The 15,348-nt window shown below is 41.4% G+C and carries 14 protein-coding genes and 1 pseudogene; 9 read left to right on the forward strand and 6 right to left on the reverse strand.

Translation table 11 applies throughout. The features are described 5' to 3' along the window. Positions 1–80: 80 nt before the first annotated feature. A pseudogene (locus Q0017_RS00005) lies at positions 81–455 on the reverse strand (cytochrome b); the annotation flags it as partial. A 203-nt stretch (positions 456–658) separates the two neighbouring features. Here Q0017_RS00005 and Q0017_RS00010 point away from each other — a divergent pair. Together Q0017_RS00010 and rnhB are read left to right on the forward strand one after the other, a co-directional pair. Continuing rightward, entirely contained in the window at positions 659–1,051 is a 393-nt protein-coding gene (locus Q0017_RS00010) for a hypothetical protein (RefSeq protein WP_298141198.1), read from the forward strand. A gap of 76 nt (positions 1,052–1,127) precedes the next feature. After that, the gene (gene rnhB / locus Q0017_RS00015) at positions 1,128–1,706 is read left to right on the forward strand and encodes a ribonuclease HII (protein WP_298141671.1); all 579 of its coding nucleotides are present in this window, start codon (positions 1,128–1,130) and stop codon (positions 1,704–1,706) included. A gap of 61 nt (positions 1,707–1,767) precedes the next feature. Here rnhB and csrA read toward each other — a convergent pair whose 3' ends face one another. The 3 genes from csrA to alaS all read right to left on the reverse strand — a co-directional run bounded on the left by csrA (position 1,768) and on the right by alaS (position 6,551). Then, on the reverse strand, positions 1,768–2,022 hold the full coding sequence (csrA, locus tag Q0017_RS00020; protein ID WP_297424220.1) for a carbon storage regulator CsrA: 255 nt from the start codon (positions 2,020–2,022) through the stop codon (positions 1,768–1,770). 258 nt (positions 2,023–2,280) lie between these two features. Next, positions 2,281–3,561: an aspartate kinase gene (locus Q0017_RS00025; protein WP_298141202.1), complete on the reverse strand. Its 1,281-nt coding sequence runs from the start codon at positions 3,559–3,561 to the stop codon at positions 2,281–2,283. Between the two features lie 296 nt (positions 3,562–3,857). Further along, positions 3,858–6,551, reverse strand: coding sequence for an alanine--tRNA ligase (gene alaS / locus Q0017_RS00030; protein ID WP_298141205.1), 2,694 nt, complete (start codon positions 6,549–6,551; stop codon positions 3,858–3,860). Between the two features lie 479 nt (positions 6,552–7,030). Here alaS and Q0017_RS00035 point away from each other — a divergent pair, with 479 nt between their 5' ends. From Q0017_RS00035 to Q0017_RS00060, 6 genes are all read left to right on the forward strand, one after another. Then, positions 7,031–8,056, forward strand: coding sequence for a type I glyceraldehyde-3-phosphate dehydrogenase (locus Q0017_RS00035; protein WP_298141208.1), 1,026 nt, complete (start codon positions 7,031–7,033; stop codon positions 8,054–8,056). A 3-nt stretch (positions 8,057–8,059) separates the two neighbouring features. After that, complete coding sequence (locus tag Q0017_RS00040; protein WP_298141212.1) at positions 8,060–8,365, forward strand: hypothetical protein; 306 nt, start codon at positions 8,060–8,062, stop codon at positions 8,363–8,365. A gap of 238 nt (positions 8,366–8,603) precedes the next feature. Then, complete coding sequence (locus tag Q0017_RS00045; RefSeq protein WP_298141215.1) at positions 8,604–9,770, forward strand: ATP phosphoribosyltransferase regulatory subunit; 1,167 nt, start codon at positions 8,604–8,606, stop codon at positions 9,768–9,770. A gap of 63 nt (positions 9,771–9,833) precedes the next feature. Next, complete coding sequence (locus Q0017_RS00050) at positions 9,834–11,153, forward strand: adenylosuccinate synthase (protein WP_298141218.1); 1,320 nt, start codon at positions 9,834–9,836, stop codon at positions 11,151–11,153. 122 nt (positions 11,154–11,275) lie between these two features. Beyond that, positions 11,276–11,581, forward strand: a complete 306-nt coding sequence (locus Q0017_RS00055; protein WP_298141221.1) for a hypothetical protein — start codon at positions 11,276–11,278, stop codon at positions 11,579–11,581. 95 nt (positions 11,582–11,676) lie between these two features. Continuing rightward, entirely contained in the window at positions 11,677–12,456 is a 780-nt protein-coding gene (locus Q0017_RS00060) for a M48 family metallopeptidase (RefSeq protein WP_298141225.1), read from the forward strand. Between the two features lie 105 nt (positions 12,457–12,561). Here the strand turns inward: Q0017_RS00060 and Q0017_RS00065 are convergent, their stop codons facing one another. Both Q0017_RS00065 and crp read right to left on the reverse strand, forming a co-directional pair. Then, positions 12,562–13,611: an NADP(H)-dependent aldo-keto reductase gene (locus Q0017_RS00065; protein ID WP_298141228.1), complete on the reverse strand. Its 1,050-nt coding sequence runs from the start codon at positions 13,609–13,611 to the stop codon at positions 12,562–12,564. Between the two features lie 152 nt (positions 13,612–13,763). Next, positions 13,764–14,471, reverse strand: coding sequence for a cAMP-activated global transcriptional regulator CRP (gene crp / locus Q0017_RS00070; protein WP_298141231.1), 708 nt, complete (start codon positions 14,469–14,471; stop codon positions 13,764–13,766). A 145-nt stretch (positions 14,472–14,616) separates the two neighbouring features. Between crp and Q0017_RS00075 the strand changes: the two genes are divergently transcribed. Further along, on the forward strand, positions 14,617–15,042 hold the full coding sequence (locus Q0017_RS00075) for an OsmC family protein (protein WP_298141234.1): 426 nt from the start codon (positions 14,617–14,619) through the stop codon (positions 15,040–15,042). Positions 15,043–15,348 lie beyond the last annotated feature (306 nt).

Raw genomic sequence — 15,348 nt, forward strand, 5'->3', positions numbered from 1 at the left:
TACTATGATAAGATTAACCCGTTAGGTCAGGTGGCCTAACTTAAATAAAAAGTCTCCGACAAACCCGGTACGGTTCACAACTCAAATAGATATAAAACTGGTGCAGGATGTCCTGCGCTCCAACTAAATAAACAGCCGGTTACCGGCAATGCAATCAACATAAAATATAAAGCCAAATGACCCAAATGCGCCATTTTTTTCATAAAAGGGCTCATGGTGTCGGGAAGTTGCGGTACGGGATGGGTATAGCGCCAAAAAAGGCGTACCACCAATAAGAAAATAATTACGGTAGCAATATTTTTATGTAAAGTGATGACATTGCCTTTGAAGTCACCATCGACCTCATAAGACAAAAAATTCCCACTATAAAAACCAATCAGCCATGCTGCAATAAAAATAATAGCCATAATCCAATGTAAGTACTGTGCTGTACGGGTGTAATATTTTTGATCCATGTTGTTTTAAACTCGTCTAAATAAAGATCAGTATAAGATGTATTTTTGTTTCAGCACATACTGTGCATGCAACGCTCTATTCATGTCATTGAAACGCTAGTTGCTGTTATTTTACCCATCTAAATGGGGTATGCATGTCTTATATAACAACATTTGGGCACAATAGCGCCATACATGTTGTATAACCATTTGGGAAAATGATCGTGAAAAAATTACTTGCTGTGGTAGCACCTTTTGTTCTTGCTTTAACTGCCTGCGCAACAACCGATGGCACAACTGCTACAGGTCAAACTTCACCTACAGTCGGTGCACAGCAATTGGCAATGGCAGCGGTAAAGGTAGGCGTACAGGCTAAATGCGTTACCGAAGTTGAAAACAACAGCTATTGGAAAACTGCCTCGCAACTGTTAACACAAACCCAAAAGCAAGAGCTACAAACTGAAGTTTGCGGCTGTGTGGGCGAAAAAGCCACTACTTCAGTGACTGCAACAGATTTAGTTATTGCTGCGATGGATAAAACCTCACAAGCCAATTTAGCCACTAAAATAGTGACGAATACCTTAAATGCGTGTGTGGTTGAAACTTTAAAAAACTAAGTCCTTAAATACACCCCAAAAGCGATCTTAAGCTGTGTCTTAGGGTCGTTTTTTTATGAACAAAAGTGAGAACAATATGTTAATTGCAGGTACAGATGAAGCAGGGCGAGGGCCTTTAGTTGGTTCGGTGGTGGCAGCAGCAGTCATTTTAGATCCAAAAAATCCGATTACTGGTTTAAATGACTCTAAAAAACTCACCGAAAAAAAACGTGAGCAATTATTTATTGAGATTCAAGACAAAGCTTTAGCATGGTCAATTGCCCAAAGTAGTGCAGCAGAGATTGATGAGCTTAATATCTTACAAGCCTCTTTACTTGCCATGCGCCGTGCTGTAGAGGGCTTAAGCATTCAACCGGAACATGTTTTGATTGATGGCAACAAGCTAGTGCAAGGTTTAAGCATGTCTTGCGAGGCTGTGATTGGGGGGGATGCTTTACATGCTGAGATTTCAGCGGCGAGTATTTTAGCCAAAGTGACCCGTGATCGCCAAATGCTTGAGCTTGATGCACAGTATCCGCAATTTGGTTTTGCCAAGCATAAAGGCTATCCGACCAAAGCACATTTTGCCGCTATTACAGAGCATGGCGTAATTCTTGAACACCGTCGTAGTTTTGCACCAGTGCGTAAAGCTTTGACCGAGCAGCAATCACAATAAAGCGATGTCGCAAAAACGTTTAAAGCGGCATAAATGCCGCTTTAGGAGAAAAACATCGATCTTAACGATTGTAGTTATTCTGTGAGAAATCACCTTCTTCAAAAGTAGGTTGATAATCTTGGTCAAGGTGCTGTAAATGCTCATGCATGGCACGCTCATGTTGAATGCGTTGGTAAATTTCTTCACGATGCACCGACACTTCTTTTGGGGCGTTTACACCAATACGAACTTGGTTACCTTTAACACCAAGCACAGTCACGCTGACTTGGTCCCCAATCATTAAAGTTTCTCCGACACGTCGGGTCAGAATCAGCATGCTTATCTCCTTGCCAAATGCTATAAACTGCGATTTTTAAAACGTAAAACACAACCTTGAGAATGAAAAGTATTCATCTAAAAAGATGTATCGCATTATATGCTATATAACGCAATATCTATTTTATATAGATTTACAAAAATCCTTATTTGCTAATATAACAGAGCCACTATAAAAGAAAATATAGTGGCTCTGTTTTTTTGTAGCATTTGGCAACTACAGCTAAAATCAACTTATTTTTCAAAGCTGATGATCGCATTAAGCACGTACGCTAGATTCGCCTGATTCGCGGTCTAAACCAAATGCGGTATGTAGGGCACGTACTGCAAGTTCAAGATAATTTTCTTCAATAATCACAGAAATTTTGATCTCTGAAGTTGAAATCATTAAAATGTTAATGCTCTCATCGGCAAGTGAGGTAAACATTTTGCTTGCCACACCCGCGTGTGAACGCATACCCACACCCACGATCGATACTTTTACGATATCATCGCGTGTAGACACTTCACGCGCGCCAATGTTTTGCGCTGTTTCTTCTAAGATTTTTTTAGCTTTAGCCAACTCGCTGCGGTTGACCGTAAAGGTAAAATCAGTCGTACCATCTTCTTCTACGTTTTGGATGATCATGTCGACTTCGATGTTCGCATCACCAATTGGCTTTAAAATTTTAGATGCAATACCCGGCTCATCAGGCACGCCTAAAATTGTTAATTTTGCTTCGTCACGGTTAAATGCGATACCCGAGATAATTGGTTGTTCCATGTTGTCTTCCAATTCAGTAGTGATAAGTGTTCCGACGTTTTGTTTAAAGTCTTCGTCAAAGGCGCCATCGTTGTCATTGTCAAAGCTTGAAAGTACACGTAGTGGCACTTGGTATTTACCTGCAAACTCAACCGAACGAATTTGTAGTACTTTTGAACCTAATGATGCCATTTCAAGCATTTCTTCAAATGAAATACGATCTACTTTTTTCGCTTTTGGTGCAACGCGTGGGTCAGTGGTATATACACCGTCTACGTCGGTATAGATTTGGCATTCATCTGCTTTTAATGCTGCCGCCAATGCCACACCTGAAGTATCTGAACCGCCGCGACCTAAAGTTGTGGTGTTACCCTGAGCATCAAAGCCTTGGAAACCTGCCACTACAATCACACGACCTGCATCTAAATGCTCAGTCATAACGTCGGTATCAATTGATTCAATACGTGCTTTGGTAAATGCGCTGTCGGTTCTAATCCCGACTTGACGACCTGTTAAAGACTTCGCCGCAACACCAATTGAGTTCAATGCCATTGATAACATGGAAATCGTGACCTGTTCACCCGTAGACACCATTTGGTCTAATTCGCGTGGGTCAGGGGTCTCAGTAATGGCTTTCGCTAAAGCAAGTAGACGATTGGTTTCGCCACTCATTGCCGATACTACCACCACCACCTTGTGGCCGTGGTCATGCCAGCGCTTTATACGACGAGCAACATTTAAAATGCGCTCAGGAGTACCCATTGAAGTACCGCCATATTTTTGTACGATTAATGCCATAACTATCCTTACCAAGTAAATAAGTCACTAGACTTAAAACACTTACACATATTTGACGCTGCCGATATAGCAGCCTCATATACCACGTTGCTTATTCAATATATCTTGTTAGGCGAGATATATTAAAGATACTTAGTGTCTGCAAGACTACATTGAGTCTTGCAGGACTCCATCATTATTATCATGTCAGGTTTAGCTTCATCAAAAAATCAAACTAAACTTCACAAGTGTTTGCCTTTTATACAATGAACAGGGTAGAACCCTCATACCCTGTTATTTTGGCCGTATAAAAAAGCTTATTTTGCTGCAAGCCAAGCTGCTAAATCAGCCATCACTGGAGCAAATTTTTCGTTGAAGGGCGCGCCACCTTGTGCTAAATCAGGTTTACCACCACCTTTACCACCAAGCTCAGTTGCAAGATGTTTGATAATGTCACCTGCTTTAATAGACGCGGTAAAGTCTTTTGCGACAGAAGCAAGTAAGCTGACTTTGTCACCTTCTACTGCTGCAAGCACAATCACTGCATTGTCTAATTTTGATTTCACACCGTCATGTAGGGTACGAAGTGATTTGGCATCCATACCTTCAACTGTGGTGATTAAGGTTTGACGACCTGCAATCTCTTGAACTTGGCTTAATAATTCAGCCGCTTGTAAGCTGGCTAATTTTTGATTGAGCTGTTCAATGTGTTTTTGCAAGCTTGATGCTGTGGCACTTAAAGCTTCTACTTTTTCTAAAGTTTGGTCTTTTTGCGCTTTTAACAGCTCATTAATGGCATGAATGTCACGATCGGCTTTTTGTGCAGCTGCAACAGCTTTACTGCCAGTCACCGCTTCAATACGACGCACACCTGCAGCAACACCACCTTCTGAGGTGATTTTAAACAAGCCAATGTCGCCTGTACGCTTAACATGAATACCGCCACAAAGTTCGATTGAGAAGTTTTTCTCTTCAATCACTGAACCCATCGCAAGTACGCGTACTTCGTCGCCATATTTCTCACCAAACAACATCATTGCGCCTTTGGCTTTGGCAGATTCAATGTCAAGCAGTTCAGTAGTGACTTCTGTATTGGCAACCACTTCAGCATTTACAAGACGTTCAATTTCTTGCAATTGTTCAAAGGTCACAGGTTGGTCGTTGGCAAAGTCAAAACGTAACACGTCAGAGGCAACCAATGAACCTTTTTGTTGAACATGTGAACCTAAGATTTGACGCAGCGCAGCATGTAAAAGGTGCGTTGCAGAGTGATTACGCGCAGTTGCAGCACGAATATCTGCTTTAACCACAGCTTCCACATTTTGAGTAACTTTTAAGTTACCCATGGTCACAATTCCTTGGTGAACGAACGCGCCACCAGATTTTTTGGTGTCTTGCACTTCAAAAATACCTGTATCGTTTTTAAAGATACCTGTATCACCAATTTGACCACCACTTTCTGCATAGAACGGTGTTTGGTTTAACACGATAAGCGCTTCGTCGCCTTCAAGCACTTCATCGACTTGCTCACCATCTTTATAGATGGCGATAATTTGACCTTGGCCTTGAGTTGCATCGTAACCATCAAACTGCGTTTCGCCTTCAACGTTCACCACACTGTTGTAGTCAATGGCAAACTTACCTGCATCACGCGCACGTTGACGCTGTGCTGCCATTTCAGTTTCAAAGCCCGCTTCGTCAAGGGTTAAATCACGTTCACGCGCAATGTCAGCAGTTAAGTCAGTTGGGAAACCATAGGTGTCGTAAAGTTTAAATACTACTTCACCCGGAATCACTGAACCTTTTAAGTTGGCAAGTTCACCTTCAAGCAATTTCAAACCTTGCTCTAGAGTTTTTGCAAATTGCTCTTCTTCTTTTAACAGTTGCGCTTCAATGCGTGCTTGGTTGGCTGCCAGTTCTGGATAAGCTTCACCCATCACTTCAATTAAAGGCTGCAACATTTTGTGGAAGAATGAACCCGTTGCGCCTAACTTGTTACCATGACGCACCGCACGACGGATAATACGACGCAATACATAACCACGACCTTCGTTTGAAGGATTCACACCATCGGCAATTAAGAATGAGCATGAACGTGCATGATCGGCAACCACTTTTAAAGAGGCAGGGTATTCAACAGGCTTACCTGTTTCTTGCGCTTTGGCTTCAAGTTCAGTGGTGTCGAGACCAATGATTTGAGCTGCCGATTTGAGTAAGTGTTGGAACAAGTCAATTTCGTAGTTTGAGTTGACGTGTTGTAAAACTGCAGAAATACGCTCTAAGCCCATACCTGTATCAACAGATGGTGCAGGAAGAGCATGAAGTACGCCATCAGCGGTGCGGTTAAACTGCATGAAGACGTTGTTCCAAATTTCAATGAAACGGTCGCCATCTTCTTCAGGTGTGCCCGGTAAGCCACCCCAAATGTGATCGCCGTGGTCAAAGAAAATTTCAGAACAAGGACCACAAGGGCCAGTATCACCCATTGCCCAGAAGTTATCTGATGCGTATTGACCGCCTTTGTTATCACCAATACGGATAATGCGTGACGCATCTAGACCAATCTCTTTGTTCCAAATGTCAAACGCTTCATCATCGGTGTGATAAACAGTGGCGTATAATTTGTCTTTAGGTAAGGCTAACCATTCATCTGAGGTTAAAAATTCCCATGCATATTGAATGGCATCGCGTTTGAAGTAATCACCAAACGAGAAGTTACCTAGCATTTCAAAGAAAGTGTGGTGACGGGCTGTATAACCGACATTGTCTAAGTCATTGTGCTTACCACCGGCACGTACACATTTTTGTGAAGATGTTGCACGTACATAATCGCGCTTTTCAAGACCCAAGAAGCAGTCTTTAAACTGGTTCATACCAGCGTTGGTAAACAATAACGTTGGGTCATTGGCGGGTACCAGAGAACTCGACGCGACACGTGTATGGCCTTTTGTCTCAAAAAAGCGCAAATATGCTTCACGAATTTCAGCTGATGTCATAAAACGAGTACTCACAACCAAGTCACTCCATAATTTCTGATTTGGCAAAAGCATAACAGTTTAATACGGCAAAAAAAGCCGAACTGTTACACGGGGCTTAAATATTAAAAAACGACAAATTATACCCAAAAAAGTGCTATCCACCAATGCTTTTAGCCCGATTGGCTGACAATTGCCAAGTACAATATTTTAAGTGCAAGGTGTTGTGGTCAAACGGTAATCTTTGAGGTACTGATACCAAACGCATGACCCTCAAGCGTTGGGACTCGGTAACGTGTTCATTTTTTACTTGTTTTAACGCATAAAGTAAACAAAAAAGGGGCATATTTTTAATTTTTTTGCAATTTAGTCAAATTTAATTTCAATATATTAGAATTTAATTCTATTTTGTTGGTATTTTGGGCATTAAGCGCGTTTAGTGTGCAAATTTTTCTCTCTTGTTTTGGTTAAATCCATTAACATAAGCCCGCTAGTAAAATGAAAAAGGAACGCGCATGCAACGGGTAGCCATTAATGGGTTTGGACGAATTGGCCGTAATGTATTACGTGCATGGTTTGAGCATCCTACACAATTTAATTTTGATTTAGTGGCCATTAATGACATTGCAGATGTAGAGACCTTAGTCCATTTATTTAAATACGACACCACCCATGGACGTTTTAATGGTGTAGTAGAGCTTGAACAACAACACAACGCCACCTTTTTAAAAATTTGTGCAGCCAATAAATCGTTGCGTGTTCAGGTGTTGCAATGTAAACAACCATGTAACTTACCATGGCAACCATTGAATGTAGATGTGGTGCTTGAATGCAGTGGATTATTTCGCTCAAGAGCTGCTGCCACAGAACATATCAGCGCAGGTGCTAAACGCGTGATTATTGGCGCAGCCCCGTTTGATACAGTTGATGCTGCCATTGTCTATGGTGTCAATCATCATGAAGTCAAAGCATCTGATCAAATTATCTCTAGTGTGTCGTGTACCACCCAAGCCTTAGTGCCATTGGTGAAAATTATCGATGATGCCTTTGGGATTGAAAGTGCATTAATGACCGAAATTCATGCTGTTACCGCCGATCAATCGGTGTTGGATCATGCGCATCGTGATTTACGTCGTGCACGTGCTTCGGGTCAAAATATCATTCCGACCACATCAAGTGCTTTAGGTGCACTCAAACGGGTTTTACCTAAAATGGATGGGCGGATCGATGGCTATTCAATTCGTGTGCCGACCATTAACGTAGCCGCGATTGATCTCAATTTTATTGCACAAACTACAATTGATGTGACGCGTTTAAATCAAGTCTTAAGCCAAGCCGCACAAGGGGACTACGCTTGTATTATGCAAGTCACCGATGAACCTTTGGTATCATCTGACTTTAACCATTCGCCTTATTCATTGATTGTAGATTTAAATCAAACCATGGTGGTCGGGCAGCAAGCCAAAGTTTTTGCATGGTATGACAATGAATGGGGCTATGCCAACCGTTTGTTAGATCTTTGCCAATCGTTTGAGGACTAAACTATGCTGCTATTGGCGATGATCCTGAGTTTCACTGCATTGGCGTTATGCATATTTTTATATCAAAAAATGCAGCAACGCGTGCAGACCACTGAAACAGCGCTTGAACATGCCACTCAAAAAACCGCGCATTTAGAGCAGCATTTAAGTCAAACCTTGAGCCTTATTCAAGACATGACGCAAAAGATGCAGCAACAACAGCACATACAGACACAGCAAGCCACGCGCTTACAACAGCTTGAGCAGCAACATGCGCAATTGGTTGAGCTGATGACTCAATTGGTCAAAGCACAGCAAAAAGCGCCTTAAGAAAAAGCGGCGTTAAAACATTGCAAAGTGCAAGTTCAGCAGATCTTTTTTGTTTAGACGCTTTGAGATAAAAAGCTCTAGATTCGCTCATTGCTAAGATTATTTATGATTTTTAAGTTTTGGCAAAAAAGACGTGTGCAAGCACTAAACTATCGTGCTAGACTAAGAGAAATCGGGTGTGCTCCCGATTTTTTTATGCGGATTTTGTTCCGCGCTGACAAGAATTTAGGTTTACAACATGCCCATTTCAGAGACATGGTTATTACCTGATGGTGTAGCTGATGTATTACCCGAACAGGCGCAAGTAATCGAAACTTTGCGCCGTGACGCATTAGATTTCCTCGCATCGCGTGGTTATCAGTTGGTGTACACACCTTTCATTGAATACATCGAATCTCTCTCTTCTCTTTCAGAATCGAATCAAGATTTAGACTTAGCCACTTTTAAAGTGATCGATCAATTGTCGGGTCGTTTACTTGGTGTGCGTGCCGATATGACACCACAAGTGGCACGTATCGATGCACATGTACATCCTGTACATGGTGTGGCACGTTATTGCTATGCAGGAACGGTCTTACATACGAAACCTCAAGGGTTTAATACCACACGTGCACCGCTGCAACTTGGTGCGGAATTATTCGGTTCAGACAGCATTGATGCTGACGTTGAAATGATTGATGTCATGCTAGGTTTGCTCAAACAAGCAGACTTTGCACACGGGATTCATCTTGATTTAGGTCATGTCGGTTTATTCCGTAGTCTTGTCAAGCATGCCGGTTTAAATAAAGCCACCGAACGTCATTTATCTGATTTGTATCAGCGTAAAGCATTACCGGAATTGGCTGAATTTACCCAAGATTTAAACTTCGGTCAGGACTTTTATGCCCTAGGTCGTTATGCAAGTGATCTACAACAATTGCAAGCACATTTAAGTGCTGAGATTGTCAAAGACCCTGCATTTAAACAAGCATTTGATGCCTTAAGTTCAACCAAAGCGGCGATTCAAGCCCGTTGGCCTGAGCTACATATTGGCATTGATGTGGTCGAATTACGTTCTTATCACTATCACACCGGCTTGATGTATGCTGTGTATGCACCAAATCGTGCTGCACCTTTGGCACAAGGCGGGCGTTATGATGGTATTGGAGAACACTTTGGCCGTGCGCGTCCAGCAACAGGTTTCTCATGTGACTTATATGCTTTAAGCGCGGGTCAATACCAACAAATTAACGTTGTGGTTGCACCAAATGGCAGTGATCCAGCATTACTTGCGGCAATTGAAGACAGCCGTAATCAGGGTTTGAGCGTCATTCAACTCTTAGGTGATGATGCGATTGAATCTGTTCCTGCAGCCACTCATCAAATGGTGCTTGTAGACGGACAGTGGCAAGTTCAACCAATCTAAATCAGTGATTGCCAAGAGATTGGCAATCGTTTTTTATTTTAAGCATGATGCAATGAGGCTATTATGGGCAAGAATGTTGTGGTACTTGGTACCCAATGGGGCGACGAAGGTAAAGGTAAAATCGTTGACCTGCTCACAGATCAAGCGGCTGCGGTTGTTCGCTATCAAGGTGGACACAACGCAGGCCATACACTGGTAGTTGGTGGTAAGAAAACTGTATTACACCTCATTCCATCTGGTATTTTACGTGAAAACGTATTGTGCTTAATTGGCAATGGTGTAGTTCTTTCTCCTGAAGCGCTGATCAAAGAGATGGATATTCTTGAAAAAGAAGGCGTTCCAGTAAAAGAGCGTTTACGTATTTCTCCAAACTGTCCATTGATTTTGCCAAACCACATTGCACTTGACCAAGCGCGTGAAATTAAGCGTGGCAACGCGAAAATTGGTACAACAGGTCGTGGTATTGGTCCAGCTTACGAAGATAAAGTTGCACGTCGTGCAATTCGTGTAGCTGACCTTGTACGTGGTGGCGAACATCTTAAAGCACAGTTAACTGAGCTTCTTGAGTACCATAACTTCCAATTGACTCAATTCTACGGCGTAGAAGCAGTTCAATTAGACGACGTACTTGCACTATGTGACCAATGGCGTGAAGTGGTTGCACCGCTGGTGATTGACGTGACTGGTGAACTTCATAAATACCGTAAAAACGGTGACAACATCATGTTTGAAGGCGCGCAAGGTTCACTTCTTGACGTTGACCATGGTACATATCCGTATGTAACTTCTTCAAACACCACGGCTGGTGGCGTAAGCTCAGGTTCAGGTTTAGGTCCACTGCACTTAGACTATGTACTTGGTATTACAAAAGCATACACCACACGTGTGGGTGCAGGTCCATTCCCAACTGAGTTGGTTTACGACGCTGCAAATGATGTGGGTGATGCCATTGGTAAACACTTAGGTGTTGTAGGCAACGAAATTGGTGCCTCTACTGGTCGTCAACGTCGTTGTGGTTGGTTCGATGCTGAAATTCTACGCCGTTCGGTAGAAGTCAACTCATTGTCTGGTATTTGCTTGACCAAGCTTGATGTTCTTGACGGTTTAGAAGAAATCAAAATCTGTGTAGGTTATGAAGCTGCAGATTCTGGTTGTGTAGGTTCTTCTGATGCGCTTGCATTTGAAACACTCAAACCAATCTACGAAACTATGCCAGGTTGGACCGAATCTACTTTTGGTGCTAAATCTTTAGAGCAATTGCCACAAGCTGCAATTGACTATATTAAACGTCTTGAGCAGTTAATCGAATGTCCAATCGACATCGTATCGACTGGTCCTGACCGTGACGAAACCATTATCCTTCGTCATCCATTTGATGCTTAAGCATAATTAATGAAAAACCCATCTTCGGATGGGTTTTTTTATGTCAAGACTAAAGTTGCACAGACCAAAGCTGACAGCTTGTTACAATCGAGAAAAATATAAAATTAGGATAATCACAACACATGCAGCGTCATATTGCCAATACCATGTTTTATTCACTTTTATTTGCCATGGGTGGAGCACCGACCATTGCGATGCTGATCATTCAGTCACAACCGCATGATCCTGCAATGTTTTATCAGATTTTTATTGGTTTGAGTGTCATGATTGCATGTGTGTTGGTGCCAGTGATTTTGCTGCAAAATGGTTATTTGTATTTAAAACGCAAAGATGATGTTTTAAATGAAAAGATTGAACCATTGACCCACTTTTATTTGGTGCTGAATGTTTTATGTTTAGTGTATTGGTTGATTTATCAATTTACATAAATCGTATGAATGCATTAAAAACCGATATAGGTATATGATTAAGGATTCTTTATAATTCATGTTATTACATCAAAAAATGAATGTGGAGATAGTTTGTGAATAAGATCATTTTAAGTGCGTTTGCCGTGGGTGCAATCACGTTATCGGGTTGTGCTACGGTTGCTGATATGGCAGGTGCTGACACAACAACATTGAATATGACAGCCACTGAAGGATTTAATAAAACCCTTCAAGAAGCGCGTGCTAAGGGAACATTAGATACCTCATCAAGCACATACCGTCGCATTAACACTGTATTTAACAATCTACGTCCTTATGCCGATCAAATGAATCAAACCGGTACTAAGTTTAATTGGCAATTGGCGGTGCTAAAAAATGACCAAGTCAATGCCTATGTAGCACCGGGCGGCAAAGTGGTGTTTTATACCGGTATTGTCAATAAACTTAAATTAACCGATGCTGAAATTGCAGCGATTATGGGGCATGAAATGGTGCATGCACTCGAGGAGCATGCGAAGCAAAAAATTGGCGCTCAAGCTTTAACCAATTTGGCGCTGAATGTAGGACTTGGTTATGCAGGTGTGGGTGAAGCTGGTACAGCTGCTGCCCAACTCGGTTCGCAAATTGGTATTGGCTTGCCGTATTCGCGTAATTTAGAAAGTCGTGCTGATCAAGGTGGCTTATTGCTCATGGCACGTGCAGGCTACAACCCACAAGCTGCAATTAGCTTATGGGAAAAAATGAGCGCTTATGACGGTGGTAAACAAGGCTTAGCATTTTTATCTACCCATCCATCAAATAGTGCGCGTACTGAAGCCATGCGTAAAAATTTAAGCCAAGCGCAAGCTTTATATAATCAAAGCAAGAAAAAATAAAAAAAGGCTGCATCATGCAGCCTTTTTTGTCAGCATAAGACAAGTCTTTTGTATCACATGCACTATTAATATATGGATAAAACAAAGCAGCGCTTTGTTTTATCTTTAAGGTGCAGGGTTGGGCTGCTGAACATGAATAGCTTGAATTGCTGTTAAAATTTCATCAGACAAATTGACCTCAAATGCATCAATATTTTCTTTCAGTTGAGTTAAATTGGTTGCACCAATAATGGTTGAGGTGACAAAGAATTGTTGCTTGATAAAGCCAAGCGCCAATTGGGTTAAGCTTAAATCATGTTGCTGTGCAAGTTGCGCATATTGTTCGGTTGCCCATTCGCTTTGTGGATTGCTGTAGCGAGTAAAACGGCTAAAACGTGTGATTCGAGCAGTTTCAGGACGTGCGCCATGACGGTATTTTCCAGTTAAATAACCAAAGGCGAGTGGTGAATAGGCCAATAAACCAACGCCCTCATAATGGGCAATTTCAGCCATGCCAATTTCATAACTGCGGTTGAGTAAGTTATAAGGGTTTTGCACGCTCACCACTTTTTCTAAACCCAATTTTTCAGCCAACTGCAGAAACTTCATAGTGCCCCAAGGCGTTTCATTGGATAGACCAATATAGCGAATGCGCCCCGCTTTGACTTCATCACTGAGTGCAGCTAAAGTTTCTTCAAGTGGCGTGAGCTGTAAAGCATCTGCTGCATTTTGGTTGCTATAACCTAGAGGTCCAAAAAAGTTGCTGGAACGCTCTGGCCAATGTAACTGATATAAATCGATATAATCGGTTTGCAAGCGTTGTAAATTGCCATTAATAGCAGCACGAAGATCTGTACGGTTAAAACGGGTGTGTCCATCTCGAATATGACTGCCACCAAAACCTGGACCGCTTATTTTTGATGCCAAAAACACCTTGTCGCGCCCACCACGCTGTTTGAAGTAATGACCAATGATCTGTTCGGTGGCACCTTGCGTACTCGCTTGTGGTGGCACAGGGTACATCTCAGCGGTGTCCCAAAAATACACACCACGCTCCAAAGCGTAATCGAGCTGATCGAAGGCTTGTTGCTGATTATTTTGTTCACCAAATGTCATGGTGCCTAAACAAATTTCAGGCACAAGCACACCGCTGTTTCCAAGCGCTTTAAATTGCATGGTTATCCTATTTAAGCTTTATTATAAGCATTGAGCATACGCAAATTGACAGCTCAATGAAAATAACAAATCTGTAAAAGCAACTGTGTAGATAAAACAGCATAAAAAAAGGCAAATGTGAAAACATTTGCCTTTTTTTATGCTTTAAAGATTTATTCTTCGTCGTCAAAATCATCTTCAGTGATTTTGTTTTCATCAGGTACGATATCAAAGATTAAGATCGCTTTACCTTCTGTTTCAATCATGCCTTGTTCTTCAAGGGTTTTAAGCACACGTCCCACCATCTCGCGTGAACAACCGACAATACGACCAATTTCTTGACGAGTAATACGAATCTGACGACCGTTTGGTAAAATCATCGCTTCAGGTTGTGAAGACAAATCAATTAAACAACGTGCAATACGACCTGACACATCAATAAAGGCAAGGTCAGTTACTTTACGTGTGGTATTTTTTAAACGACGTACCAACTGTGCAAAAACAGCATAGCTTAAATCAGGATAAATTTTGCTTAAATCATGGAAATTTTCGTAGGTGATTTCAGCAATTTCGCACACATCACGGGTACGAACTTCGGCAGTACGTTGTGGATTTGATTCAAATAACCCCATTTCCCCAAAAAAATCACCTGGATTTAAATAAGCCACTACAATTTCGCGTTCATCATCTTCACGCAAAATAATTGAGACAGAACCTTTTAAAATTAAATACAAAGATTTTGATTCTGTGCCTGCATCCACAATGGTGGTACGTTTTGGATAGCGGTTGATATAGGCACGTTTGAGAAGCGCTTTAACCGAGTCTGGGAGTTGACCTGGTGATAGGGCATCAGTACTCAATTGTGAAAAATTTGCAGTCATGCTAACAATTCCGAATGTGGATAAACGATAGGCGTTATGGCCTAAATCTGCTGCTCACACGTCAAGAGATGAAATTCCGTATCAACTCAATTTATGTTAGTGTACAGTTACCGGGTAAATTTATAGCTTTTTTTAGGTAGTTGCAATGCAAACAACAGTGCAGTGGATGGATAACGTCGCATTTGAAGCCCAATCAGAAAGTGGTCATCGTATCATTATGGATGGTGCTGAAGCCTATGGTGGACAAAACCGTGGTCCACGTCCGATGGAATTAATATTAATGGGGCTTGGTGGTTGTGCATCGTTTGATATTGTGACCATCTTAAAGAAATCACGCCAAGATGTGACCAATGTAGTATGTCAGCTACAAGCACAGCGTGCTGATAGTGTACCTGCGGTGTTTACTAAGATTCATTTACACTTTGTTGTAAGCGGTCGTGCGGTTAAAGACAAGCAAGTAGCCAAGGCAGTTGAGCTGTCGGCAGAGAAATATTGTTCGGCAAGTAAGATGTTGTCAGATGGTGGTGTTGAAATCACTCATGATTATGAAATCATTGAAGTTTCTGAATAATTTAGTTTAAAAATTAGACACTTGAAAGGTTGATGTTCTATCAGCCTTTTTTTTGAGCGATTTTTGCAAAAAAATACAGCCTTTGTAACAATTTATATGAATAAAAAAACCAACTAAATGAGTAAGTTATTTAAAATAAACTTGAGCAAAGTAGTTGGATTAAAAATAAACAGCTTTTTTAATTGCAAGACTTGAAATTTAAAGTTTATGCTACAATATTAAAACTAAAATTTACCTTAAATTTTTATTAAAACATTGAAAAATATATAAAAATAAATTGAAAAGATAAAACTTGCACCCATATAT

The sequence above is a fragment of the uncultured Acinetobacter sp. genome (assembly GCF_947624825.1).
Lineage (GTDB): Bacteria > Pseudomonadota > Gammaproteobacteria > Pseudomonadales > Moraxellaceae > Acinetobacter.

Bases quoted from the DNA above. Each gene is read 5' to 3' on its own strand.
- Q0017_RS00055 (WP_298141221.1), top strand. From the start codon at position 11,276: ATGCAGCGTCATATTGCCAATACCATGTTTTATTCACTTTTATTTGCC.
- Q0017_RS00035 (WP_298141208.1), top strand. From the start codon at position 7,031: ATGCAACGGGTAGCCATTAATGGGTTTGGACGAATTGGCCGTAATGTA.
- Q0017_RS00045 (WP_298141215.1), top strand. From the start codon at position 8,604: ATGCCCATTTCAGAGACATGGTTATTACCTGATGGTGTAGCTGATGTA.
- crp (WP_298141231.1), bottom strand. From the start codon at position 14,471: ATGACTGCAAATTTTTCACAATTGAGTACTGATGCCCTATCACCAGGT.
- rnhB (WP_298141671.1), top strand. From the start codon at position 1,128: ATGTTAATTGCAGGTACAGATGAAGCAGGGCGAGGGCCTTTAGTTGGT.
- Q0017_RS00040 (WP_298141212.1), top strand. From the start codon at position 8,060: ATGCTGCTATTGGCGATGATCCTGAGTTTCACTGCATTGGCGTTATGC.
- Q0017_RS00050 (WP_298141218.1), top strand. From the start codon at position 9,834: ATGGGCAAGAATGTTGTGGTACTTGGTACCCAATGGGGCGACGAAGGT.
- Q0017_RS00075 (WP_298141234.1), top strand. From the start codon at position 14,617: ATGCAAACAACAGTGCAGTGGATGGATAACGTCGCATTTGAAGCCCAA.
- Q0017_RS00025 (WP_298141202.1), bottom strand. From the start codon at position 3,561: ATGGCATTAATCGTACAAAAATATGGCGGTACTTCAATGGGTACTCCT.
- Q0017_RS00065 (WP_298141228.1), bottom strand. From the start codon at position 13,611: ATGCAATTTAAAGCGCTTGGAAACAGCGGTGTGCTTGTGCCTGAAATT.
- csrA (WP_297424220.1), bottom strand. From the start codon at position 2,022: ATGCTGATTCTGACCCGACGTGTCGGAGAAACTTTAATGATTGGGGAC.